Consider the following 25885-nt stretch of genomic DNA (forward strand, 5'->3'; position numbering starts at 1 on the left):
AAGTAGCATTTGAGCTAGGTGGGAAGTGAAATAAGGATGCGAATAAAAAAGGGAACGAAATCAATGAAACAAAGAATTGCGCATATTGCCCTGGTCGTAAAAGACTATGATGAGGCCCTAGCGTTTTACACGGAAAAATTGGATTTCCAAGTTCTGGAAGACACCAAGTTGAGTGATGAAAAAAGATGGGTGGTCATCGCTCCCCCGGGAGCAGACGAGTGTAGCTTGTTGCTGGCAAAAGCCGCTAATGAAAGGCAAGCGGAAAGCATTGGAAACCAAACCGGAGGAAGGGTGTTTTTATTTCTTTTCACGGATGATTTCTGGAGAGACTACAATGCGATGCTAGAGAGAGGGATTAGTTTTACACGACCTCCTACGGAATACGACTATGGCACGGTTGCCGTTTTCGAAGATCTCTACGGAAATCTATGGGATTTACTAGAACCGAGTAATCAGAATACAGGACTGATAAAAAATTAAAAAAATGATCAAATCATACTATCAAAAAGGGAAAAAACAAAAACGAATCGTCATCATTGGTGGAATCATCCTCGTGCTATTGTTGTTTTTTCTTCGGGATGACTATCAACCCGTCTTGCTGTTTCTAAGAAAATACATTTTTATAATCCTCTTGGGGATCGGCTTTTTATGGTTTACCCTTGCGAAGTTCAGGAACGCCGCCAGTACAGTAAAACGCCTGTTGATTCTTGTGGGTATCGCTGCTTTTTTTGCCACGTTGTGGTTCTTCGGATGGAAATTGAATCTGTACAACTATATGCAGACCTACAACGTCTTCAATAATTTGAATTTAGAAGAACTTGAGGAGCTCCCACTTACGCAAAACGAGCGGATACAGCCCTTTAATAATATCGTGACCATGGCCTACGAATCGGTAGGGGAGACCCAAGAGGTGTCATTGCCACAGCTGGTGCGTGTCGATAGTACCAATCAATGGACCATGGCGGTTCAACCGGCCAAAGAGTATACGTGGCAACGGATGAATGATAATACCGAAGAGATTTTCGTCGTGGAGAGTACCTCGCCCTTCCCCCGTTTTTCAAATGAGAATCGCGTGCCGGTTACCTTTTCGATCGGAGAATCATTGGCCTTTAGTCGTAACACCTATAACGCCGTGGTACAGCGCTTCAATTTTTTTCAGTTGTTCACTATGGAGCCTAGTGATGTTTTTTACATGAAAAACGATGCAGGCAATTGGGTGCAAGTGGTGAACTTGATCAAATGGAAAGGCTTCTTCTTTCCCTACCCGACATATGGCGGAGTGATGGTCGTTGATTCGGGAGAACATGACCTGCAAGACTATCTAGAACGTATAACCATAGGGAAAGGAAGCTATATCGCCCCGGACGAGATTCAGGAGTACCCCTATCTGAAAGGCCAGAATACCTTGGCCGAACGTATTTCGCAGCTACAAGCACAATCGCTTCAATTTCTCGGAGGGTTTACCGATCCCCTGCCCTGGAACATGAAGACAGCGGTCAAAATTCCAGAGTTGCCCGAAGACCAAAACCAGCAACCTTATGTGACCGATTTTGATTTTGAAGGGATGCCGACCGAGGCCGTAAATGGACTCTACCACTGGTTTGGTCTTGAGCCGATTGGAGATGAGCGCACCAGTTTGGCATTTAGCGTAATGATTCCGGCCGATGGAACCCAGAAATTATACTATTACGACCATTCAGCGAAAAAAGAAGGGTATGCAGGAGTATCCGCAATGCCGCTGAAGGTCATAGAATCAAAAAAGGAGTACGACTGGTCCGTGAATAAGCCAGTGGAATTTCGCCCGTTTATAAAGAAAATCGCAGGTAAGAAACGAATGTTCGTTTTAGGTACTGTTGCTGCTATTCGAGATGATAGCAAACAATTCGATGGGGCTGCAACGCCCGACTTGGCCTTGGTCGATGCCGAATATCGTGATGTCATCTGGATCGATGCTAAGCATCCCTCTAAATGGACGACCACTATTCTGAACCAATTAGGTGAAACGTGGAAGGCCTCTGAAAACCTGACCGAAGAACAGCTCTATCCGAATAAAAACGATTTGGATATGAATCCCGCCGCAATGGATTCTATTCCCGTAATGGAAATCGAAATCGACTCCATGGCAATGAAAGCAGCTGAGGTACTTTCCGATAGCCTAAAATAGAAGACAAAGGTCCAGTTTTCAGTGCATTGAAAATGAAGGTGTCCGAGCTGTATTAAAATCCATGATACCCATAGCCACCATACGAATTGGGGCGATAGACTTCTGCACGTTTTCGGTCTTTTAAGACAAAGGCTTCAGAAGCATACTGTATTGCTTCCTTGTCGGTGTCGGTATCTTCGATTCTCAATCCATCGCTTTTGTAAAAGGGTCTAGGAGAAAGTCTTTCCGCAGGATCAAAGACTAAAAGATGGATTTTGAAATTTTTGTCGTAATCGGTCCCTTTTCGAGTTTTGAAAAAATAACCCGTGTAGTTCTTTCCTTTATAACTCAAGGGTTGTTGTTTTAAAAAGTGTATCGAATCACGTTCAGCGTTGAAATGGTAGGTATCAAAGACCAAGGCCTCAGCCAGATGTTTTGTGTTCTTATAGCGAATTGGGAATAGATTCAGTTTACCTGTGTTCTTCAATTTGTTGAATAACAGCACCCTACTATTCAGGTCGGCAGCGAGTGTGTCCAGTAAAGCTCTTGGTACGGTAAGTTCATTTTCGGACAATAGGGTCGCATATGTTGTTCTGATTTTTGGGTCGCGTATCAATTGTAGACGATTGAAAAACTGCTTCACCTCTTTTTCTTTAATAAATGGGTACAGTAAAATGGCGTAGTCTTCCAATACTTTGGTGCTGTTAGTAAAGGAATTGGCTTGGGTATTGTAATAATTTGCAGCTCTATTGGTCGCTCCTCCTACCTTGCCCAGTTGCCTTTTCAATTGAATCTTGGCGTCGTTTAAAATCTGCTTACGATATTTCTTATAGCTCCTTGCTTTGACCAATCCGTTAGATTGTAGTTTCGCCAACATTGTGAAAATAGGAGACTTGTATTCTTCTATGGCACTGTAATCAAGGATTTCAGGATAGAGGTTCCTTGCAAGGGGTAGACTATCGCTATAGGGCTTGAAAATATTTTGGATATCGAAAGTGTTCGAGACCAAGGGTAGGTCTTTTGACATCAACTCAAGTAACAAGGCTACCGACTCCTCATCCGCCTTTTTGGTAATCGCACTAAGTATTAAGGTCTGTGCACTGGAGTTATTGTATGACTTCAAATAGAAATCCTTGAAAAAAGGGATGACATCGGGGTCATCTAAACGTGACAACTTCTGGATCAAGTGGGATTGGATGTCCTTTTTGTCTTCGGGATAATGGAATTCCGAAATATAATATTTTAACGAATCGATATGCTTGTTTTGAAACCGTACAAAGGGATAGCCTTCTTTCACAATGCTATCATTTTTTCGGAGTGCTGCAAAAAAGGTAGCGGTCTTATCTTCTAGAATAGAACTACCGATAATGGTATCCATCGGTCTAAAATTTTCAAAGAATTCGCGAACGAATTTCGTCGGCTTATGAACGGTGTCGATTTTGGCCTTGACCTCGTACAGTAAGCCATCTTTGACCACATTTTTGATCCATATCCCCCTAGTGCTAGCCGTATCCGTCAATACAAGGTCCAATATATGTTCCCCGGTGGCCGAGGTTTGGCACGATTCATTCTGTATTGTAAAGCGCTTGTCGGCGTATATCTTTTTACGGAGGGCCCATACCGAGTCTATATGTTCGAACATCAAAAAGTCATGTGATTTGTTCAATTCCACCGCAACTGCTTCGTTGTTTTTATTCTGGTATATGGTTTTCTTGTTGTAAGCACTATAGGCCTTGGGTTTGTTTTGACCAGTATAGTAGTTGTTGCTGTTTTCAACGAATTTCGCCGGCTTTACGGAGGTTTGGGTACTAAAAAACAAAGCGGTATCCGTGACGGTCTCAAAGGGTTCGTGATATGCGGGATCTTCGATTTTAAAAGACTCAAAAAATGCCCTTGCCTGTGCACTTTCGGCGGTAACGGTCCCTAATAAATAATAATCGCCCCTTTTGAAAACGCTTCTCAGGTACAACTGTTTACTTCGAGCGGAGTCAATGACGGCCTTCGAATCCAAATGATTTCCTTGAAGAGTTTGGTATTCGGGATTCAGCTTTAGATCTTGGTAGAACCGCTTTTGTATCTGTTTGAGCTCAAAGGCATCTTCTTCAATGAACGCAAAATCATTGAGCGTTGCCTTTTTCAAGAAATAATACGAGTCGGTAATGGAGTCATAACCATGAACGAAACGATCGCCCTTACGCGTGCGGTTCGTAAACGTATACAGCGATGGCATCCGAATCTCGAAATCCTGATAGTGGGAAGAAACGGGCGATAGCCTTTTTTCAAAGTCTTTGAATTTCAAACTATTGAAAATGGTATCGGAATAGGTATGTACATAATCACCCTCACCACCCATTTTGAAAATCAATATTTCCAAAGGTGAAAGAAAGATTTGATAGCGTTGTCGGTCACCGTTCTTCAATTGATTTTTGATATCGAGCCCCTGAAGCCCGTTTTTGGTAATTGTGGTTTTCTCTAAAATCTTACCAGGAATATTTTCAAATAGGAGCTTATCAATGGTCTCGAGCGTATATTCCCCATCTGGCCTCAAAAACGGAAAAATAGGGATACGATTGAGCATAACATAACTTCCATTGGCCAGATCGGGAGCTATATAGGTTGTGGTCACATTCTCTGTGATCGGATATAATTTGTTCGGTAGTGCTATACTGAAAAAGCCATCGTCCGGCTGAACCTTGAAATAACGATTCTCACGTAAAGTGGTATCTATCTTCTCCTTGATTCGTTTTCCCCTATTCGTAGTTCTTGAAACCAAAGGTTTTAGCGTGTATCCTTTTTCACGTAACATGGCGATTACCCCTTGTTTACCAGGTAAGTGAGCGGCGCCGATACCGGCAAAGACCTTCGCCTTACGAATGGCAGAGTCGAGTTTCTGGGCCATATTTTGGTTCCTTATAAAGAGCATGTTCTTGAGATAATGTTGGGTGTACATGGCCTTATCTATAGAATCTAGCATATTGATGTCGCGATTGCGATAGGCGTCTTGTAAGAGCGATAGTGGATCTTGCTCTTGCATTTTTTTCTGCAACCATTCATCGGGTTTGGGTTTTACCGCATTCAAACTTGCCCGCCCCACAAGCGCCGAAGACTCTTCTAGGTCTTCTAGGGCCAATACGGGTTTATCGAACTTTCTGCCCGCTTGGTAGATAAACATATCGAGGTAGGTCTCCTCCTCAAAGTTTTGGGAGTATTCGGTAGTGCGGTATAGAATGGAGTTGATACGTCGGTCTTCAAAGGCAATATAGGCACCCAATTCTTCTTTCTTTGGGTTTTTTACCATAAAGGGGTATCGATAGAAACCTTTTGAAACGAACCCATTGCCTTGACCATATCCGCTCATCCCCATAGCATCTTCGTTGTCCAGCCACGTACTGGGATCCGATTCCAAGGCGATAACATCGCTTTGGTCTAGGGCTTCGTAAAAAACGTCATCCAAACGAAAGGCGATACGTTTGCTCACGTGCATGGTACCATAGAGATAAGAACGCTCTTTCAGACCATTGCCGGAAATCTCCCAAAGCAGGCTATTTTGCTCTTGTGACAATCCCGCAATCGAAAAAAACGCAAAAAGTAGTAGTATAACTATTCGCATAAAGGTGGTTTTGGTCGTCTGGGTTTTTACAAATTTAAAGAAGTACAAACCTCATTTTATCCCTAAAAACTGTGAAAGTTTTATAGATCTCTATTATAACGGGGAATTTCAGCTGGTATTTTCCTTATTTTGAAAATTCCATTTAGAATCGATATTCATTATGACACCATCAAAAAAGTTATGCTGTGAATTAAAGACAAGTTGCCTCTCAAACCGTATTTTTGCAATCGGAAAATAGAATGCTATGAAAGGAGTTTTATTGGTGAATTTAGGTTCTCCGGATAGTCCCACCGCCAAAGATGTCAAGCCATACCTCGATGAGTTCTTAATGGATGAGCGCGTAATCGATGCGCCTAAATGGTTGCGTACCCTTTTGGTAAGAGGAATCATTTTACAGACCCGCCCCAAGAAATCCGCAAAGGCCTATGCCAAGATTTGGTGGGAAGAAGGTTCTCCCTTAATTGTATTGTCAGAACGATTTACCGAAAAGGTGAAGGCCCACACGAAAATGCCCGTTGCCCTGGGTATGCGTTATGGTAGCATGAGCATCAAAAAGGGATTGCAGCAACTCAAGGATCAAGGTGTTGATGAGGTTCTTTTGGTACCCTTGTATCCACATTATGCGATGTCCTCGTATGAGACCGTGGTTGTGAAAACCATGGAAGTAAAGGAGCAATCCTTTCCGGAAATGAAGCTGACCACCTTGCCCGCATTCTATAAGAGTCCCGAATACATCAAGGTATTGTCCGAGAGCATCGCGGAAGGACTCAAGGACTTTGACTATGACCACATTCTATTCTCATATCATGGTATCCCTGAACGACATATCCGTAAATCGGATCCTACGCGCTTTCATTGTAAAATCGATGGTAGCTGTTGTAGCGTCAACTCTGTAGCACACCATACGTGTTACCGCCATCAAGTATATGAAACCACCGAATTGGTCAAAGCTGAATTAGGGCTGCCCGAAGAAAAAGTGAGTTCCTCTTTTCAGTCGCGTCTCGCGGGGGATCCCTGGTTGAAACCCTATACCGACTTTGAGTTCGAACGCTTGGCAAAAGAGGGTAAAACCAAGTTGGCCGTAGTAACCGCTGCTTTTGTTTCCGACTGTCTCGAGACCTTGGAGGAAATCGCTATGGAAGGAAAAGAACAGTTTGAAGAAGCGGGCGGCGAGCAGTACAAACATATTCCGTGTCTAAACGATGGTGAGGCCTGGGTCAAAGTGATGGCCAAATGGATGAACGAGTGGGAAGTTAGCGGAGTCTTACCAGTATAGTATTTCGATTTTCAGGATTAACGGTGGTTTCGAGCCTTTCGAATGGACGCAAGACAGGCGCTCGAGAAGTTGAAGTCTGTGTTTTCAATTCCATTTTTGGGGACGACGAACCATCCCAAAGCTAATTAGTTCAGCACATAAACCATGGCAAAAGTCTCATCAGAACAACTGGGAACAGAACCGATAGGGCAACTCCTGATCAGACAAGCGGTGCCTGCCAGTATCGGTATTCTGGTGATGTCATTGAATATCTTGGTAGATTCCATTTTTGTCGGTAACTGGATTGGTTCCATCGCTATTGCGGCGATTAATGTAGTTCTACCGGTTTCTTTTTTTATCGGTGCTTTGGGTATGGCGGTTGGTATCGGGGGGTCCAGTATCATCTCTAGGGCTTTGGGTGCCGATAACAAGGCGAAAGCGGTGAAAACCTTTGGCAATCAGATTACCATGACCCTCTTGGTCACCATTTCAATGGCGCTTTTAGGACTTTACTTTGCCGACTTCTTGATTCCCGCCTTCGGCGGAAAAGGATCTATTTTTGAACTTGCCAAAGTCTATTATACCATTGTACTTTATGGTATTCCGTTTCTGGGTCTCTGTATGATGGGCAATACGGTAATTCGGGCCGAAGGGAAACCAAAATTTGCGATGGTCGCCATGATTATTCCGTCTATAGGAAACTTGCTGATGGACTATGTCTTTATCTATGTTTTTGATTGGGGCATGCATGGAGCGGCTTGGGCAACGACCATTGGCTATGTACTATGTTTTGGTTATGTACTGTACTTCTTTTTGTCCAAAAATTCCGAATTAAAATTAACCCGATATTGTTTTATCCTTGATTTTACCATTGTTAAGGAAATTAGCTCCCTTGGATTTGTAACCTTATCGCGCCAAGCGGTGGTCAGCATCACCTATTTGTTGATGAACAATATACTTTTCAATTTGGGAGGTGAGGCCATGGTAGCAGTCTATGCGATAATCGGTCGCATGTTGATGTTCGCTTTGTTTCCGGTGTTCGGTATTACCCAGGGCTTTTTGCCCATAGCAGGCTTCAATTATGGTGCAAAGCACTTTGCACGGGTCAAGGAAAGCATTTTCACGGCAGTCAAATATGCAGCACTGCTAGCCACCTTGGTCTTTCTCGGACTTTTTATCTTCCCAACTGAAATTGCTTCGCTCTTTCTAAGCAGTAGACCTGACCAGTCTGACTTGGAATTGGCGACCAATGCCTTTGTTCTAGAACATACCCCTAGTGCGATGCGCTGGGTTTTTGCGGCTACCCCGATTATTGCACTACAACTTATTGGAGCCGCCTACTTTCAGGCCATTGGAAAGGCGATACCCGCTCTTTTGTTGACACTTACACGCCAAGGGTTCTTTTTTATCCCATTGATCTTGATACTGCCCCGATTCTGTGGGGAATTGGGAGTATGGATTTCTTTTCCAATTTCTGACCTATTGGCCACTATGGTAACCGGGCTTTATCTGAGAAAAGAAATAAAGCATACATTGTAGTTGGGTAGTGGGCTGGGAATAGAGAGTGATGACCTATAGAAAATCCTATGTCATACGAGGGTGCTTTCGAAAATCAGAAGTATTCAATAAGGATTTACTTACTTCTGAAAAGACTGTTTCTTTCATCTTAAACCAAAACCTGGAAAATTGTTTCAAATACACGTTAAATGGGTGCAAATACCCGATAACAGGTATTTAGGATTCGTTATTTAAGTGTTAAATTGTAAGCGAAACCATATGAAAACCATTATGAAAAAACTACTCTTTATTTTCTTCTTGTTCAGCACCTTTGCCTTCTCTCAAACCCAGAGAAGTACAGGGCTACTTTTTGATGACGATGCTTACGAAAAGACGCCACTTAAGGCTCGAAATGTGGCTTTTCAAGATGTAATAACCGAAACTACCTTGACCTCGTTGAAAATGTTTGTCCCTGAAATTAAAGACCAAGGGGGCTATGGTACATGCGTAGGCTGGTCATCGGCGTATTACGGGAGGTCGATTCTAGAAGCGCGACTGACCAACAATAAGGACCGGGCAAAGATTACCGAAAACACCTTTTCACCTGTATATACGTATCTCCATGCAAACGTTGAGAACGATTATAATTGTCAGGGAGGGGCATTTATTGGGAAAGCTATGGAAGCAATGGTGTCCAAGGGAGTTGCATACTATAAGGATTTTGACGTCATGTGTGCGAGCGAAATCCCTGAAGACCTCATGCCGAAGGCCGAAGCGAACAAGATCAAGGATTTTACCCGCATATTCGGAGCTGATGAATCTGATGAAGTCAAAATCGATGGCGTGAAACGATCATTGGTCAATGGCAATCCCGTAGTCATCGGCTTTAAGGTCGAGAACTCGTTCTTTAGTGCCAAAAATGTTTATGAACCTGACAATCTGGGAACCGAAGGTGGTCATGCAATGTGTTTGATAGGATACGATGATGAAAAGTACGGCGGGGCTTTTGAAGTAGTGAACAGTTGGGGTCCTGCCTGGGGGAACGATGGCTTTATGTGGATCCGTTACGCCGACTTTCCAAAGTATACGCGGTATGCCTTTGAAATGATCCCCAACACACAAAAACCCAAACAAAAAATTGTACTTGCCGGGGAGCTTGAACTTCGGTTACGGGATGACTCTCCGATGAGTGTCACCAAAGAAGAGGGGGAGTATTCAGGATCCGTATTCGGATTTCAAGATGTGGTCATCGAAGATGAGTCACAGAGTATCGGCGATTATGTGACGACATCAACTTACCCTACCGGAACCAGATATCAAATGATTACCAAGGTCAACCAAGCCTCGTACGTCTACGTACTCGGTGCCGATTCGGATAATGAGAACTCGCTGTTATTTCCCTACGAAGAATCGATCAGCCCCTTTATTAACTCGGATAATGCAGAGGTTATCATACCCTATGCAGGCCCCAAGCAAAAGGCCTTTTTTCGCTTGAATAAGGAAGTGGAATCAGACTATTCTATCGTGATTTTCTCCTTGGAAAAAATTGATATTGCAGCGGTCAAAACCCGACTTGATGAAATGGAAGGTGAATTACTCGATAAACTTTATGTTATTTTCAATGACCAACTCATCGATAAGGAATCCGTACAATTAATGGATGGTAAAATGGGCTTTACCGCTGAATTTGAAAAGGGTTCAATGGCAATGATGATTCTGGATATCAAAAGGTCATAAGCCATGATCAAAAATCTTTTGGCAACGTTATGTCTGATTTTTTTGGTTTCTTGCAATTGTCAACGAACTGCGGATAAAGGAAACAGCCGTGCCGACAAGCAGATTTCAAGCGATAAAATCAAGGTTTTTTTACGAGAGAAAAATTTTGATATCGTCACCTCCGCCAATTTGGTCGTTGTATTCGATATCAAAAAAAAATTGATTGAGGGCACCACTGATGAGTATTCGAACAAACTGGTACTCAAGGATACCTTGGCCAATGAGAAGGCCAATGAATTGCTGGCACTTTTGGTTGATGACTCCTCGTATGACTGGACCGAAAAAGAAGTGAAAGAAGATTTTAATCCCGGGCTACAGTTTCTTGTACGAAACGATACGGAACGAATCTTTCTCTTGGTCGACAAGAAAAATCGGCGTTTGGGCTTTATTAATTTAGAAGGGCAGAAAATAGTGGAGCTTTCTAAAAACCTGACTGATTATTTTGACCAGCTACAGCAATAGGCCAATGGTATTCCCTTAAGAACAGTTCATCCAATGTACCTAAAAAAGATCTTACCAAAACCAAACAAATTCCTTCTTAAGGAAGCTCTGTTTTGCATGGTATTTTCCTTTATAATCTTGGGTTTGGTCTCTTTGATCGGTTTTAACTTGAGTTTTTTTACTCCCTTTAACAATGCGTTCAAAGACTTTAGCTATCTGGACCTGTATTATGCCGAAAAACTGGATAGGAATATCGGTGATATCAATAAAGATATTGTTCTGGTGAATGTAGAACGTTTAGGAAGGGCTGAAATCGCTGCCATGATGACCAAACTAGAGCGCCAAAAGCCGAAAGTCATCGGGTTGGATATCATCTTCAAAGAGGAAAGAGATCCTATTGAAGATAGGGCGTTGGCTCAAAGTCATCGCATGGAAAACTTAGTGACGACCTATTCCATATTGAATTCAGGTGTGGATAGTTCGGCCGCTAGCATCAGTAGACCAGACCAAATTAGCGGGTACAGTAATTTTAGTTTTGACCCTACCAGTTCGGTGGTGCGTAATTTTCAGGGGTATCGCAAAGACGGTGATTCGGTACAAGTGGCTTTCGGCGTTGCAGTAGCCAAGTTTGTAATGGGAGAGAAATGGGATGGCAGCTTAGAACGCTATCTCGATGAAGAACGCCCCATCAATTACAAAGGCAATCGCGACAATTTCCTGATTCTGGAACCCGATGATATTTTGGGCCGGGATACAATTCCGGTAGTAATGAATAAAATAGTTCTGATGGGGTATTTAGGACATCAGGAAAACCATCGGTTTGATATCGAAGACAAACATTTCACGCCGATGAACGAGAAGTTTGTTGGAAAGAGTGCACCTGACACCTTTGGTGTTGTCATACATGCAAATATCATTAACATGATTGTATCGGATGAATTTATCAGTGTGGTACCCAATTGGATACTGGTACTATTGACCATACTGTTCACGTTTTTGGCGCTGACCTACTTCATCTGGCTGGCCAAAAGGCAATTGGCCAGTTATATTTTACGATTGAACATCGTGAGATTAGTCTTTATCGCCGTATTCGTCTGGATTGCGCTGTTATTGTTCCGAAATGGAATTCTATTCAAAACGGCGGGAATCATCGCCGTTGCGGCCTTTAGTATCGGTCTGATCGGGTATTACAAAAAATTGGCACATTTTCTCTATAAAAAATATAAATGGAACGGATATTTCTACCAAGACTAATGCTGTTGTTCCTATTTTGGTTCGTAGGTACAGCTACCTTTGCGCAGCAAGGCTATTTTGTCTTTAAAAAGACGGGAAGCCCCGCCCTCAATACGAGTACCCTTCTGGAACGAGGAAGTCAATTGCTTGAGTCGGACACCCTGTATTTGGGTCAAAAGGACTATGTGCTTCTGGTGAATGAATTGGGGGAACTTTTCGAGATCACCAAACCCAATACATATGCTTTCTCGGTAATTGCCGATTATCGACGCCGACTTGAAGCCGACTCTTTTACCGAAAAGTACTTTACTTATGTGTGGAAACAGTTCATCAATCGGATCAAAAAGAAACAAGAGTCGGGTGTTGTTTATCGGGAGGAACGAAACATAAAATTAATCGCCCCTAGGGATAGTGTGAAGATGTTCGCGCCCGAACTGAAATTCGTTTGGCAGAATAATTCGGATACAGAAGCACTGTTTTTTTTCCTTAAGGATGTTAAGACCGGGCACCTGACGAAAATCGGGCTCACTGGTGAGCAAATCATACTCGGTTTGGATAATCAACTACTGAAAACAGGACAAACCTATCAATGGTCCGCCTCTACAGAGTCATTTCCGAATCTGAACGAACTAAAGTTCCACCGATTGACCTTGTTGTCCAAAGGGGAATTTGAAGCACTTGAGAAGGAGGTGGACGCACTAATTAGGGCTTTTACCTTATTGGGGTTTAGCAAGGCTGAGATTCAAGAAGCTATTTGCCAAGACTATAAATTTTGCCAGGAATAAATTAGATTTTTAAAAAGTTGTCGAAAAAAAGGAAGCATAGAAAACTATTACTACGAGATGGGTTGCTCAGCACCCTTCTGTCGCTATTGGTCTGTTACCTGTTCTCCCTTTTGTTCTTCAACACCTCCTTCTTCGACCCGTTGAGTAAAGCCTTACAGGATTTTAGTTTTTTGGATGTGTATTATGCCGAACGTTTGAATGAGCAAGAGTTGACCGATACCAAAGTTATCTTGGTCAATGTAGAACATAAAACCCGACAAGAACTGGCCAATGCCCTTGATAAGGTCATTGAAAGTAGGGCCAAAGCAATTGGTTTTGATGTCATATTAAGAGAGTTTGAAAAGACAGCGGCCGATACCTTGTTGGCCAAACTATTGAAGGAAGACCGTGTCATCGCTACTTACATTATTGGGGATGATGGCGAGGAGATCAAAAGCCATACCTTCTTCGGAGAAAACTTGACTTCGGGCTTCGCCAACTTTAGTTTTGATTCAAGTAGTTCTGTGATACGGGAGTTCAGTGGAAGGTACGAATCGAAACAGGATATAAAGGAATCACTGCCTGTCGTATTGGCAAGGCAGTATTTGTCACCGAAAGAGTGGTCGGCAAGAGAAATAGATGAAAAAATAGCAAAACCTCGGGTAATCAATTACCAGGGCGGGCTAGATCATTACCTGCATCTGACCATTGATGATATCCTGTACCTAGAAAATACCGACCTGTTGAATGACAAAATAATTCTCTTCGGCTATTTGGGATCGCCCTCCGGAAACTCATTCGATATTGAGGATAAACATTTTACCCCATTGAACACCACGACAGCGGGTAAAAGTATTCCTGATATGTATGGGGCTACAATTCATGCGAATATTATATCAATGCTGATTTCTGATAGATTCATGTACAAAGTACCTCGATTGTTGGAATTAACCCTTTTGTTTCTCTTCAGTTTTGTGGCTAGTGTCTATTTCATTTGGTTAGACAGACGATTGAATATCAGCTATCGAACCGTTAGAAAAACAGTGTTGTTCGTTTTTTCCATACTCTTGGTTTGGATAACGCTTTTATTGTTCAAAAGAGGAATCGTTTTTAAATCCGCTACGATAATCGCGGTAGCTGTTTTTAGTGCCGGTTTTGTAAAGTATTACAAACATTTGGTGCGTTACATTAACACCAAAAGAAAATTCAAAAGCTATTTGAACTAGTGCTATTTGGCCCTGGCCTTATCCAAGATTTCGCGTTTGAAGCGCGATTCGTTTTCCAAAACAGCAAAAAAATCAAGTAGGTAATTCCTTGTTTTTTGATAGGTTTTGCGATTGTCGAAGTCCTCTTTCAGGTCATCCACGATATTCAACAAGGTTGTTTTTTGATTTAAGAATTCGGTCCGTATCGCCTGGGTGGTTTTCGGGTCTCTTTTAAAACCTCGGTAGAGGCGTTGGGTGACATCTGAAATAGGCAGGTCTTGATTATTGATATTTGATACCACGGAATAGCTCGCATCGACCAAACCCGACATATCGAAGTCATAAGGCAGGGGAACTGCCTTTTTATCGAGAAACAATAGTTTTTGGTTGTGCCCATAAGCGGTTGAAAAATCGGTATTGCCGATCATGAATTGAAAAAAGGCATTGCGCAAGGATGACATAGCGTCTTGTGCTAGGGGGTGCACAAAGCGATCGAAAACCTTGGCATCATTTCTTTTGGCCACATTTTTGATGTCTTCGATCAAGATGGCCCGTAAATGGTGCGTTCTTGGTTTCCTTCTAGCAAAAACACTGTCATTCAGTGTGGAAAGGTTCCGTTTTTTGACTTCCATAAAAATGGCCGTTAGCGGATCTTCCGCCTTCTTTTGTCTGGGGTCATCGGTAAACTCCAGATCTACTAGCCTTGTTTTGAAGTGGGCTGTACTGAAGGGTTCGTATAGCTTATAGGCCAAATATTCCTTAAGGATATCGTCGTTCGAGCGATTTTGTAACAAACAGGGCAGCACTACTTTCATTTTCTTAAGGCCTTCAAACAGGGTGCCTTTGGAATCCGAAGATTTGATTTTTAACTTGATAGGTGGAAAATAACAGTTGGTTCGTCGGAAGTTCCCCCTTGCCCTGAGCTCCACCGGAATACTATCCCAAACACCCTCATGCATGTAAGACATCATAGACTTCACATACGACTCTGTACTCGCTTGCTTGCGCATTTGCTTGTTGGAGTAGGTGAATTGTAGGGGGAGGGCATCATAAGTCTCGAAAACCACGGGAACTTTGTCATCTTGACCTTGGGAATAAGCGATAATTCCCATGAAAAAAATAACTCTAAAAAAAGATTGGTATCTGAACATTTGAGTTTTTTACCTTTTTACACCAGGTGCAATAAGGGTATATAATTCTGTTGAGAGGGTATTCCATTTAAATAATACCGTAAACCACTATGTTTTTGGAAACAAGAAAAGCGGTTTCTATTCACTGAAATGTGAAATTAGTAGTCCGTCAAAAGATTGACTCTAACATAGAAGCTTGAGATCAAATCTTGGACTCCACTTTTTGCAATAGCGTCGATTTTAAAAAAGTAGTCCCCTGCTTTTAAGCCGGTCTTAGGTTGTTCTCGAATCAATCTATCATCGCTGTCATACGATGTCCCAGGCTGGTCAAACACTATATCCGGGTAGTTTATTTCCGCATCTTTTTCAACTCTTGTACTGAAATAGACCCTATAAGATAAGTCCCTATTTGTTTCCTCAGGGTGATTCTCCCATTCTACGATAAAGGTATCTGGGGTGGCAACAGAATTGGTAATCGCTACAGGAAATGGAGTACTTTCACTTAAAACAAACTCGCTTACAAATTCTTTCGAATCACTTTGAACTGCTTTTCCGGTCTCTACGGAATTACTTTTAACGTACCAATAATATTCTATGCCTCGGGGCAAACTAGCTTCGGCTTTTTTGGTGGCTGTCTCAATGGGTTTTTGAACAACAAGCTCATCCATGTTCTTTTCAAAAACAAAAAGCTCGCCATCGTCAAAAGTTCCGCTATTTTCCCAGGTGAACTCGACAATGATGTTGTCACTATTCCTTAGATCGTCGCTGCCGTTCTCACAATTTCCGATTGGGGCTTTAAGTAAAATATAGTTCTCGGGACTAGGGTCAAAGTTGCCTTCACAAGATATCAAGAAAGCAATGAAAACAAGTATCCGAATAAGATATAGACTCTGCTTCATACCATTATTTTTTAACGATTTTAAAGGTGGATGATGAACCATCATCACTCAAAATTTTACAGAAATAAGTGCCTCTTGCATATGCATAAAGCGGTATTTCTAAGGTGGAAGAGCTGTTGTAGGTAGGGGTGTCGGACAGCATTCTTCCATTCAGGTCAAAAACTTGAATGCGTAATTCTGCACCTGTTTGAAACCCGGCCACATAGATAACATCGGTAGTCGGATTTGGATAACTGACGACATTATCTAAAACGATAGTTGTCTCCAATATTCCTTGACATTCAGAGTTCCCTTTGATGGAAATTTTGTTTTGACCATATTGAAGGGGTACTTCAAGCTCAACACTATTTGCAGTATTCACCTTAAATTCATATTCCGTTCCGTTATTTTTAACATAATACAAGGTGCTTCCGGATACTTTAAGGTTAACTAATTTAAGTGCTTTGGATGTTGTGGACCGAATCAGCTTTACTTCCTCTTCGTTCCTAATCGTCATTGTGAACGAAGGCAACTCTATGCTGGGCCTGTCAAGTTCTTCATCGGAGCTGTAGCTTAGGAAAATGGTGTAGGTAGCTGCCTCTAGTTTCTCGAAGAGATTGGAAAAGTTCACGGTATTAGCCTTTAAGGTTTTGGGTTGCCCGACTACCTTTCCGTCAGTATATAGGCTTGCTTTATAGTCGAAATCCGTTCCGTTTTTCAAAGCGATTCTACCACTTTTTGTATTCGGACATGAAGAACTTGTTACTTGTGCAACGATACTGTTCGTATCTGCACTAGGTTCTTCTCCACCCTCGGCGTCATCCTTAATTTCAACCGTAACTGTTTTGGGATCCGTTGCGGAATAAAGGTCACTCGCCCTCAGCACAATCTCGACTCTCTCATCGCCCTCCGGTGTTCCATCTTCATTAGTTTCGTCATCAGGTAGTGCCATAATACGGAGTTTTGCCGTCGTACTTTGAGAGGGTATGGTGAGATAAAACCCTTCCGACGACGTAATTTCTCGTTCCGTCCCATTGCTCAAAATTTCATAAAGTTTAAAATCTTCATTAAATAAGGCAGTGGGATCTCCGGGGACAATCGAAAAATCAAGCCTCAAGTCATTAGGGGCGATTTTATCTTCTCCTAATTTGAATTCTATTTCTTCCGAGTTCTTTTCGGCTGGATTCTCAAAAATCAAGAAATCGTCTGTCACAATAGAAACAGGTAGCCCAGTCTTATCATCATCTCTAATAACTAATTCTTCAAAGGAATTGCCTAGAGAATAACCAAAATCATCCTTAAGGGTGATTTTGATGCTTTCTTCACCCTCGTCTAGTGGATCGTTTTCCGGTTTGATCCTGAAAGTGACGATTTGCTGATTTCGATTGACATGAATCACACCTCTGTTTCCACTGACTTCGATTCTATTGGATGATATGATGGTATAGTCACCTCCTTCTCCCGTGCCGAAGGTAGCGTTGTTGGTACCGCTAGCGAGTTCGAAAGGTATCTTTAATGAAGTCGGGGTTTTTCGGTCTAATCTCAGTTGCACTTCTCCATAACTGTCCTCATCTTCTTCCTCAATTATGTTGGTGCCATCTACAACTGAGATATATACGGGTACGGCATCTATTGTTCTGAACTTAAAACTATCGCCGTAAGACCTTGAATCCCTTTTTGAAAAACGGTAGGTCTTTTCATTATTAGGCTCTGCAAATCGAATGGAAAAGGGTTCATTACTATCATCTTCGTTGTCATTTTCCACCTTGACTTGTATAGTTTCGTCAATATCTTTTTCATCAACCGTGATTTTAATGCCTTTGGTTTGGTCCCCGAACGTAGGAAGGGAAACATCTTTGTTGAATCTAAAAGATTTGTTGGTATCAGCATCGAAATCTAAGTCGAGCGTATACTGATAAATAATAGGTACTCCGTTTGCGGCATCCAGATTGAATTCGATCGTACTGTTTTCTTCCACTTCGTAATAGTCGATACACTCTCCGTCACAAACGCTGCTAAAATAATCGGGATCTTGAAGTTGATTGAAGGCTACCGCTCGTATATTCTCATTGAGAATCAAGTCTACAAATACAAGATATTCGGTTTTATCTATAACTTTGATGGTTCTCCAATTCTCATCAAAAGCAATAGAATAACCGGCACTATCCAATACCTTATCTATTTTTATAGTATAATAGTTACAATCCACGTCCAAGGCATCCAACGTGCCGTTTTCTGCGACTCGTTCATCCAAATAGGTTGCTTTTATAGTGGCAGTACTATTTCCCGCGGGAAATACGAAGATATTAGTATCTAACTCATATTCCCACGGGTTAATTCTTAAATCATCATTGGTATCGATTTCGTCTTTTAGTTCGATTCGTATTTCGCTGGTGTGCGCTGTAAACGGATTCCCCTCGTTATCGAACAAAGAACAGGTAATGATATCGGGATCATTTGTTTGTCCTTCGATACCACCACTATTACTTAGAACAGCATAAACGATTTCTTGACTGGCCGTATCCGAAATCAAAAACTCATATTCTAGGGAGGACCCTTCAATGGCCGCACTTTGAAAACCGGCAATTTCTTCAAAGGAGGCGGGGCCTTCCTCGTCTGGAGTGGTTATTAGAATTTGAGGGAATAACTTTAATGTAAGCTTCTCTACGGTTTCGTCTACCCCGTCGGCCTTGAGGGCGATACTTACTTTTGCGTTGTACGCAGCTGAATTATCAACTTCGAATAGGAACGCGTCATTTCCTTGTTGGAGGTTGACTCCTTCCGCATTTTCGATTGTGAGTTCATAATCATTTGCATCAAGATTATTCCCGCCAATGAGTTCATATCCTAAAGTGTAGGTCTCTCCTTGTCTAGTATTGGGTTGTAACGCTCCAAGTAGAATTTCTACAGTATTTCCTTCCGTGGCACTAAACTCTCGGGCAAATGCACTGGTAGTCTTGGTTATCCGTTCGGCATTGGTAACAAAATCGGTTATAAATTGTGAATCCTGACTTAATGGGGCTTCAGGGTTATTCTCAATTTCAATTTCCACGGTGAATGTTTCTCCAAAGGCAATTCGATCTCCCAGGGGGGAATCGAGGTTGTAATTCTTGGTAGTCGGTGTGATGTCAAGAAAGAAACGTTCCAACCCTTCACTAGGGTCATCATCTTCGAAGTAAATATCCAAGGAAAAAGATTCGTCGAAGAGCCGCGGCCCTACAAGATTCCCATCGCGTGTATAGAAGTCGTTTTCATCGGCCTTTGCTGAACCGTCTCGGGCGGTAATAAGAAATCCTTTTTCTACTGTAGAATTGTCCTGGGGGACTATCGAAAAATTTAATAGCCCCGTCTCACTTACCTTAATCGGGTAGTCTTGGTAAATGGAACCATTCCCATCTTTGAAAACCATGGCATAGTCCGCCAACGCGTCTTGGTTTTCTTTATCCTTCAATTTTATTTCAAAAATCAGATCCCCATCGGCATTGATGGTTCCCTTGCCATCGATATTCGACCATCGATAGGCTCCCTCAGGCTTGGGCAGCAGTATTTGAATCGTTTCGTCCTCGTCCTCTTGGATTCCGTCGACGATGGATTGGATGGTCACCTCTGTATTAAATTTCAGCTCTATTTGCGGAACTCCAATTAGCTCAAAATCGACATTGTTTTCGGCGAGGTTATTTCCAGTTCCAAATTGCATGTCAACATCAAATCGTGTAGGTTGGACCAAATCTTCAGGAACGTCCAGGGGTCTAAAAGAGACTTCAAAAGCATTCCCTTCCGTAATTTCCTTGTTTAAGGCAGTACCCAATTGAACGTCTACAAAATAAGGTTCGACCTCAGTTATGGGTATCGTAAGGGTTATACCGCCATTTTCGTATGCACCGCCACTTCCACTATAGAAATAATTACCGTCCGGTTTTGGTAGGCTAATAACTATTTCCTCATTTTCATTTGGTATGTCATCCAATGCCACACGAAATGGTATTTTCATGCTATTTGGCTCCGATAGAACAGTGAAATTAATGACAGTCTCATCGAAATTCGTTGTTAACGGAAAGTCAATCGAATAGTCAAAATCACGAGTCTCCCCAAAACCCGCGGTGCTTTTATCAATACTTAAGTCAAGATTGAACATGGACTCTGACGGATCCAAAGGATTAAGTACAAGATTAAATTCTTTACCTTCTTCAATGGAATAGTTGTCGTTGGGGCCTGCGTTTTCAAGGGAAACAATGACTTCAATCGGGTCGTTATCTGTTATCTTTAAGATGTAAACGGCCGTATTGCTCAAACCTACATTGGTGCTCTCCACATTTATCGTAATGACCAGTTCTTCGGTATCCTCATTGACAGAGTCATCCAAAATGGAAAAATTCAACTGCCCATCTATCGCGTTCTCCTGAACAGTGAAGGTGTAAGTGGTGTTTTCATTTTCTAGAGTAACATCGTCCTCTGTCGATTGCTCCTGACGCAAAATCGCGATTTCGGAACCAATAACCTCATCCTGGTCTTCAATGCCGCTTCCAAAAATTTCCCGTTCCTCCTCTATAATGGAATACATTTGGTAGTTCACGGAAACGACAAATGTATCACCGGGATTCGCCCCTGTATCGGCATTTAGATTCAGGGAAAAATTAGTCCCTTCACCGACCTCATAATAGGGTCCGATTCCAGCTCCTGTTAGCGAAGATGAAATCAAAAAAGGGCCATTGGGGGCACTGTCATTATCCGTAATAGTAACGGGTTCAGTACCTCCATTTAGAATTTTTACGCGTTCAGTATCATCGTTCAAATCACCTGCATAGGTGATGGTCACATTAAAGCTTTCCAAGTCTTCCGGCTCATTATCATCATCCTTGATTACAATTTCAAATTCGGTTGAGGAAGCGCCGTCGGCAATCGTAGCTTGTCCAGTGAAAGGCTCATAGTCTTGGTTGATTAGTGCATCTCCCCCATTGAGAACAACGTTAAAGGGAAGCGGGGCACCGGTTTCATTCACCAAGGATGACGAAATCACCAGTATCGCATTTTGTGAGCCCTCTACGCCGTTTTTCTCTACACTCAAGGTAACATCGGTTACCTCGTTGTCGATAATCTTAACAGGAAACCGAACTACTCCATTGACCGCATTTTTAAGGGATATGTTGGGGTCATTGGTCGAAATGTCGATGAAGAAATATTCATCCGCTTCGAAAAGCTGATCTCCTTTCGGTTCTAGCTCCCTAATACGATCAATACCCATGTCTATAGTAGTAATGGCTATAGGTTCATTAGTAAGCGCCTCAAAATCGACTCCTTTGGTTGCCGGATTTAGATTGTTGTTCTCTTCGGTATTCAGTATTACCTCGTAAGCGGCAAGCGTACTGGAAGGCAGTTCAATGCCATTTTTGTCCCTTAGATCAAAGCCCAATTCAATTTTAGAGTCAAAAATGTAAAATCCATCCTCGATGGTATGGGCAGATTCGAAAAAGACCTCCACAACATTGTTTAGGGCCTTACAGTTACCCGCATATACTGCTGTAGCATCTTTTTCCCAGCTAGGGGCGTTTTCTGCCTGGCCAGGATTATCTACCTGAATACAAGATAAGGCCGTAGCTTGCGCATTAAGTGCCGTCAATGCCGCATTGTTTCCATTGGCGACATTTAAGGTACTCAATTGGGCATTGGAGGAAACATCAACAGCAGTCAAAGCACTGTTCCCGGAAAAATCAAGAGCCGTAAATGCGTTATTCGAGCCCCTAAAGATTGCAAGGGCAGGGTTTTGATCTACTACGATTTCAGCAATGGAATTGTTGGAAACAACTAATGATTCCAATGCAGCATTATCCATGACATCAAGCGAAGTAAAGGAACAATCCGACAAAATCAACCCTTTAAGATTTTGTAACCCATCCAAATCGTTTAAAACAGAGAGATTTGGACAGTTATCGGCATCCAATAGTTCAATTTTAGAGGTGTTTTTCAAGTTGACTGCTTCAATATTATTCCCCCGAATTGACAAAAACCGAACATTTTCCACTCCCCCGAAACTGATAATACCATTTGAATTCCCTGAGATTCCGTTGTCGTTAAGCGAAAGATCAATGACGTTTGTCAAAAAAGCATCCGCTGCTTCATTTTTGAAGAAAATAGCCTTGCCTGCCAAATTACAGTTGTCCGCTTTTATTGTGACCAGAGAAAGATTTTGTAATACCAGTTCGTCCAAATCATTTCCACTAACATCCAAGGTTTCCACAGCGCTGAAGAATTCGAGTCCGCTCAGGTCTGAAATCCCTCGATTTGAAACGTTGAGGTTAGTTACCATATCAGCATCGACAATGGATATAACACCATCCCTTACCGGATTAGAATCATGGCCTAGGGCAATGAGGGCATCCTCAAATGCAGGGTCATCTATATCTATGGTCTGGGCACCTGCCCAAACGGAGAAAAGTAATAGGGTTCCAACAAGTAATTTTCTTTTCATTTTCAAAATATTTTGATCACCTATTTATGAACTATCGATACAAATCTTTCATCAGCGGTATACTTAATCCAAAATACAGATGGTGTGCTTTTTCATTGGTAAACATGCTGCTCAAGGCGGCCGCTCCTAAAGTCACCGGGCCGTAACGTACCCCAAGGCCTGCGGATATGCTACCTGTGGCTTCCAGATCAAAGTTTACCGGAAGGTACACACTGAATTTTCGAGTTTCGTACCGCGGGGTGACCGTGACCAAATCCATCTGGGAATTGGCAAAGGCATCCGTAGACTTCGTAAGTCCTTTGATATAGTTGATATTGATATAATAGTTGTTGTTGTTCAGAATGATGTAGTCCAAGTTCAGGTTAAGTGACCTAGGCAGCAAAAAATCGGCCTGTCCGAGCGCGGGAGAGAAGTTTTCGGGGCTGGCTTGTATTGTGCGAATCAATCCTGTTTCAGGCAAATAGCTATTTTTTACGATTTCGAAGCCTGATAGTGAAATTGTATTTTGTTGAACGTCTTTATAAGCGATTGTACCGATATCCAGAACCGAAGCACTTACTTTCAATTTGTATTTGTTCACGGCACTGCTATTGCTGCGTACATCTACCCGGTTGGTTTCCCGAGGGCGCCATTCGTAGACGAAACCGATATCGCCACCAATACCCGAACCCTTGCCACTAAAATTATCGAGCACCGAACTCAGAAAAAACTCCTGGTTACTTTCGCCATTGGCATCAGGGTCGGTGTCCAAACTAATAAACGGATTGGTGCTGTTAGTGTTCAAGTTCAAGTTTGTCCCGTCATCAGTTCCCTCTAAGTCACCACGCACCTCGACGGCGCGATTGCCAAAAAAGTACTTAAAGGTTCCTCCAAATTTGACGAAGTGGTAGTTGGAATTGATCAATACGGCTGAGAGGTTGAGTCCGACTTCTCCCCATGAATGAGCCGTGTTGTTCAGGACACTACTTTGAAAGGTATACTCTCGGTCCTCGAACCCGTCATTTAGTCCCTCTAGCAAGGTATTGTTGACATTATGATAATCATAGAACGTACGGGAACGCAAAAGCAATCCGATACCGAAATTCTCATGGAAATTCCAACTTACCGAGGGTAGCAATACATCGGTATGACCGTAACTATAGCCCTCTTTTACTCTATTGGCCTCATCACTGTTTTGGGAAAAATCCAGTCCATTAAAGCCATTGGGGGTGGTTTCGACCTCAAAATTGGTAAGGCTACCAAATTGGGAAACACCCAACTGATTAAACGAAATCACGTTGACATGAATACGATATTTAGAATCCACACTATTCGCCGGATTGGCCACTACGCCATAAATACCACTATAGTTATCAAACGCAAATCCATGATGGGTGGTTTGGGCAAAACAGAGCGTGGACCAGCTAAGGAACACTAGGGAAACTACTGAGAATTTGGTATGCATTGTATAGTTTGGTTGACTATGGTTTGTCCCTGCTTCGAAAAGGAGGGTTTTAAATGTAGCGAAACATTTTAAAAATCATCTTGGTTTTACGTCGGTTACATCGAATTTTTGTTGAATTCAACGAATAAATCAAATATAATTGAGAATGGGATAGCCGAAAATACCTAGTAGTGGGTATTTATTTGGTATTCCCTTGATAATCAGAAACTAAAAGAAAGAATGCAATGATATTCAGTGTAAGATTTACCGCGAAATATCGTACGTTTATTGAATTTCTGTTCGTAGATCAACTTCCGAAATGGTCCGTTCTTGGTACCGCGTTTCGCCCTGTGGAATATCATTGATCAATTGGGTCTCCGAAGTACTGATCCGCTTCGGAAAAAAGATGTCTTCAAATGTGGAATAGTCATTGATGATGCGCTGTGTCTGAAGGGTGATTTGGTCTTTGACCTTTCCTTTTTTGAAATACGCTATTTTCTCTTTTTCCAATATCGCGAACAGCAGACCCGATTGGGTACTGAAGTAGTACTGTTTTGAAAATAGTACCCGTTTTCCTTTCTTTCTGAGGTTTCCGATTTCGATTTTCTCTTCGGGTAATTCCAACATAAAACATTCTTCGTCAGCAATACGTTTTCTACCACGATAATACGCCACTTCAGGATTGGAGACGAGCAAGAAGTCATCAAAGAAATATTGGGTGCTTGGTTTTTTTTCTTTTTTGAAGGTGTAGGGGTCTGCGTCAAGACTTGTTCCTATTCTAGGGGCTCCGGCCTTCCATTGATCCTGATCCGTGAATTTCCAAAAAAGGGAATCATTTTTAATGAGGTATTGCTCTTCTTGGGCCGCATTCAAAATATCGATTCTATTTACGCCTTGCTCATAGTCATAGGCATAAACAATAGGGTCTTGGTTGATTTTTTCACCCTTGGTCTCTGAAATGGTCTCTTTAAAATTGAGCTGTTTGATTTGACTCAAGGCCTTTAGACCTCCTAATGCCTTAAAATAACGGTTCACGATCAACTCTGGGCTAACATCTTTCTCAGGGGTATCCTCATTGAGAAGAATTTTCTTCTGGTTTGGATTGTTGAATTTCATCCATCCGATTTTAATGGCTTCCATTCGTTCAGCCCTTCCTGGATGTGTAGCACTGCCTTTTTCCGGTACATTTTGAAACATACTCTGCGCTTCTTCAAGGGTACTGCCCATTCGGGCTAATGTAGTTCCGGCAAAACGATCTGCGCTGAGCTCCCACCTTGGGTTGCTCCCTCTCTTATTCAGCGAATGATACAATAGAAAATGTCCGACTTCATGTGCCAACACCCCTATAGAAGCCCAATCCGTTTGTGATTTTTTAGACATTTGCGCCAACCATAATGGGTCATATAAAATATAGGGAGTTAGGTTTTTATCGGCATCTTCTTCGATATGTGCCAGCGCATTTTTGATGTTTTCGCACTTGCGCATCTTGAAATTTCTATTGAGCCCCATTTGCCCCATCATTTCATCGACGATAGATTCCGCTTCCGCATCGGCTGTTTGGCTTTGATTTCCAAAACAAAGGTCATCGACAGATTCGATAACCACATTTTGAAAGCCTTGAGAAACGCAAACTATCGGAATCAGAAATATCATCAATAGGGCAAGATGTGCTCCAGCGCGAAGTATAATCATCTGAATTGTTTTGGTTTGGAGTCAAAATATACAAAATTCAATGACGTTCACAAATCATGGGAAATCTCCGAAAATTTATTTTCCGGGAAAATACCCAATACTAGTGAATTTCAAATATACCCGTTATGGGGTATTTCTATCGATTGGCAAAAATCCTACTTTCAGCGTATCGATTAACTTGTATACTGATGAAAAAACCAACCTACACCTTCGCGATACTCGCTTCATTGGTATGCGCGGTAGCGGGTTTACTGGTAAACTTCATCCCTTGGGTATATAGCCCGCTTTTAAGTAGCATCTTCCTTTTTTTAGGAGTGGGCGGACTCTCCCTTATTTTCATTCAACTGTTTATTAAACACTACTGTAGAAGGG

16 protein-coding genes are annotated in these 25885 nt (G+C 42.2%); 9 read left to right on the forward strand and 7 right to left on the reverse strand.

What is annotated here, in order from left to right:
• The first annotated feature begins 63 nt into the window (after nucleotides 1-63).
• Together ACKWCA_RS06485 and ACKWCA_RS06490 are read left to right on the forward strand one after the other, a co-directional pair.
• Nucleotides 64-480: a VOC family protein gene (locus ACKWCA_RS06485; RefSeq protein ID WP_413977354.1), complete on the forward strand. Its 417-nt coding sequence runs from the start codon at nucleotides 64-66 to the stop codon at nucleotides 478-480.
• A gap of 4 nt (nucleotides 481-484) precedes the next feature.
• Nucleotides 485-2164: a hypothetical protein gene (locus tag ACKWCA_RS06490; RefSeq protein ID WP_413977355.1), complete on the forward strand. Its 1680-nt coding sequence runs from the start codon at nucleotides 485-487 to the stop codon at nucleotides 2162-2164.
• A gap of 52 nt (nucleotides 2165-2216) precedes the next feature.
• On the opposite strand, the gene ACKWCA_RS06495 is transcribed toward ACKWCA_RS06490, so the two are convergent.
• Complete coding sequence (locus ACKWCA_RS06495) at nucleotides 2217-5753, reverse strand: TraB/GumN family protein (RefSeq protein ID WP_413977356.1); 3537 nt, start codon at nucleotides 5751-5753, stop codon at nucleotides 2217-2219.
• Between the two features lie 244 nt (nucleotides 5754-5997).
• Between ACKWCA_RS06495 and hemH the strand changes: the two genes are divergently transcribed.
• The 7 genes from hemH to ACKWCA_RS06530 all read left to right on the forward strand — a co-directional run bounded on the left by hemH (nucleotide 5998) and on the right by ACKWCA_RS06530 (nucleotide 13945).
• Complete coding sequence (hemH, locus tag ACKWCA_RS06500; protein ID WP_413977357.1) at nucleotides 5998-7029, forward strand: ferrochelatase; 1032 nt, start codon at nucleotides 5998-6000, stop codon at nucleotides 7027-7029.
• A 144-nt stretch (nucleotides 7030-7173) separates the two neighbouring features.
• Nucleotides 7174-8547 (forward strand): MATE family efflux transporter, encoded by a 1374-nt coding sequence (locus ACKWCA_RS06505; RefSeq protein WP_413977358.1) that lies wholly within the window; start codon nucleotides 7174-7176, stop codon nucleotides 8545-8547.
• Between the two features lie 249 nt (nucleotides 8548-8796).
• Nucleotides 8797-10242: a C1 family peptidase gene (locus tag ACKWCA_RS06510; protein ID WP_413977359.1), complete on the forward strand. Its 1446-nt coding sequence runs from the start codon at nucleotides 8797-8799 to the stop codon at nucleotides 10240-10242.
• Nucleotides 10243-10245: 3 nt separating this feature from the next.
• The gene (locus tag ACKWCA_RS06515) at nucleotides 10246-10743 is read left to right on the forward strand and encodes a hypothetical protein (RefSeq protein WP_413977360.1); all 498 of its coding nucleotides are present in this window, start codon (nucleotides 10246-10248) and stop codon (nucleotides 10741-10743) included.
• Between the two features lie 96 nt (nucleotides 10744-10839).
• The gene (locus ACKWCA_RS06520; RefSeq protein ID WP_413977361.1) at nucleotides 10840-11976 is read left to right on the forward strand and encodes a CHASE2 domain-containing protein; all 1137 of its coding nucleotides are present in this window, start codon (nucleotides 10840-10842) and stop codon (nucleotides 11974-11976) included.
• A complete protein-coding gene (locus ACKWCA_RS06525; protein WP_413977362.1) occupies nucleotides 11949-12740 on the forward strand; it encodes a hypothetical protein in 792 nt (263 codons plus the stop codon). The genes ACKWCA_RS06520 and ACKWCA_RS06525 overlap by 28 nt, the downstream gene beginning before the upstream one ends.
• Before the next feature lie 17 nt (nucleotides 12741-12757).
• Nucleotides 12758-13945: a CHASE2 domain-containing protein gene (locus ACKWCA_RS06530; RefSeq protein WP_413977363.1), complete on the forward strand. Its 1188-nt coding sequence runs from the start codon at nucleotides 12758-12760 to the stop codon at nucleotides 13943-13945.
• 2 nt (nucleotides 13946-13947) lie between these two features.
• On the opposite strand, the gene ACKWCA_RS06535 is transcribed toward ACKWCA_RS06530, so the two are convergent.
• From ACKWCA_RS06535 to ACKWCA_RS06560, 6 genes are all read right to left on the reverse strand, one after another.
• Nucleotides 13948-15036 carry a hypothetical protein gene (locus ACKWCA_RS06535; protein WP_413977364.1) on the reverse strand — a complete coding sequence of 363 codons (1089 nt, stop codon included), beginning with the start codon at nucleotides 15034-15036 and terminating at the stop codon, nucleotides 13948-13950.
• Nucleotides 15037-15212: 176 nt separating this feature from the next.
• A complete protein-coding gene (locus ACKWCA_RS06540; protein ID WP_413977365.1) occupies nucleotides 15213-15953 on the reverse strand; it encodes a hypothetical protein in 741 nt (246 codons plus the stop codon).
• Between the two features lie 4 nt (nucleotides 15954-15957).
• Nucleotides 15958-22398 carry a T9SS type A sorting domain-containing protein gene (locus ACKWCA_RS06545; protein WP_413977366.1) on the reverse strand — a complete coding sequence of 2147 codons (6441 nt, stop codon included), beginning with the start codon at nucleotides 22396-22398 and terminating at the stop codon, nucleotides 15958-15960.
• Nucleotides 22399-22429: 31 nt separating this feature from the next.
• Nucleotides 22430-23842, reverse strand: a complete 1413-nt coding sequence (locus tag ACKWCA_RS06550) for a DUF5723 family protein (protein ID WP_413977367.1) — start codon at nucleotides 23840-23842, stop codon at nucleotides 22430-22432.
• 264 nt (nucleotides 23843-24106) lie between these two features.
• Nucleotides 24107-25513 (reverse strand): DUF2201 family putative metallopeptidase, encoded by a 1407-nt coding sequence (locus ACKWCA_RS06555; RefSeq protein WP_413977368.1) that lies wholly within the window; start codon nucleotides 25511-25513, stop codon nucleotides 24107-24109.
• A gap of 202 nt (nucleotides 25514-25715) precedes the next feature.
• Complete coding sequence (locus ACKWCA_RS06560; protein ID WP_413977369.1) at nucleotides 25716-25853, reverse strand: hypothetical protein; 138 nt, start codon at nucleotides 25851-25853, stop codon at nucleotides 25716-25718.
• Between the last annotated feature and the right edge of the window lie 32 nt (nucleotides 25854-25885).

Source organism: Maribacter corallii (assembly GCF_047345415.1).
Classification (GTDB): Bacteria; Bacteroidota; Bacteroidia; order Flavobacteriales; family Flavobacteriaceae; genus Maribacter_C.

Bases quoted from the DNA above. Each gene is read 5' to 3' on its own strand.
- hemH (WP_413977357.1), top strand. From the start codon at position 5,998: ATGAAAGGAGTTTTATTGGTGAATTTAGGTTCTCCGGATAGTCCCACC.
- ACKWCA_RS06545 (WP_413977366.1), bottom strand. From the start codon at position 22,398: ATGAAAAGAAAATTACTTGTTGGAACCCTATTACTTTTCTCCGTTTGG.
- ACKWCA_RS06560 (WP_413977369.1), bottom strand. From the start codon at position 25,853: ATGAAAATAAGGGAGAGTCCGCCCACTCCTAAAAAAAGGAAGATGCTA.
- ACKWCA_RS06535 (WP_413977364.1), bottom strand. From the start codon at position 15,036: ATGGGAATTATCGCTTATTCCCAAGGTCAAGATGACAAAGTTCCCGTG.
- ACKWCA_RS06510 (WP_413977359.1), top strand. From the start codon at position 8,797: ATGAAAAAACTACTCTTTATTTTCTTCTTGTTCAGCACCTTTGCCTTC.
- ACKWCA_RS06550 (WP_413977367.1), bottom strand. From the start codon at position 23,842: ATGCATACCAAATTCTCAGTAGTTTCCCTAGTGTTCCTTAGCTGGTCC.
- ACKWCA_RS06525 (WP_413977362.1), top strand. From the start codon at position 11,949: ATGGAACGGATATTTCTACCAAGACTAATGCTGTTGTTCCTATTTTGG.
- ACKWCA_RS06515 (WP_413977360.1), top strand. From the start codon at position 10,246: ATGATCAAAAATCTTTTGGCAACGTTATGTCTGATTTTTTTGGTTTCT.
- ACKWCA_RS06490 (WP_413977355.1), top strand. From the start codon at position 485: ATGATCAAATCATACTATCAAAAAGGGAAAAAACAAAAACGAATCGTC.
- ACKWCA_RS06485 (WP_413977354.1), top strand. From the start codon at position 64: ATGAAACAAAGAATTGCGCATATTGCCCTGGTCGTAAAAGACTATGAT.
- ACKWCA_RS06505 (WP_413977358.1), top strand. From the start codon at position 7,174: ATGGCAAAAGTCTCATCAGAACAACTGGGAACAGAACCGATAGGGCAA.
- ACKWCA_RS06520 (WP_413977361.1), top strand. From the start codon at position 10,840: ATGGTATTTTCCTTTATAATCTTGGGTTTGGTCTCTTTGATCGGTTTT.
- ACKWCA_RS06495 (WP_413977356.1), bottom strand. From the start codon at position 5,753: ATGCGAATAGTTATACTACTACTTTTTGCGTTTTTTTCGATTGCGGGA.
- ACKWCA_RS06555 (WP_413977368.1), bottom strand. From the start codon at position 25,513: ATGATTATACTTCGCGCTGGAGCACATCTTGCCCTATTGATGATATTT.
- ACKWCA_RS06540 (WP_413977365.1), bottom strand. From the start codon at position 15,953: ATGAAGCAGAGTCTATATCTTATTCGGATACTTGTTTTCATTGCTTTC.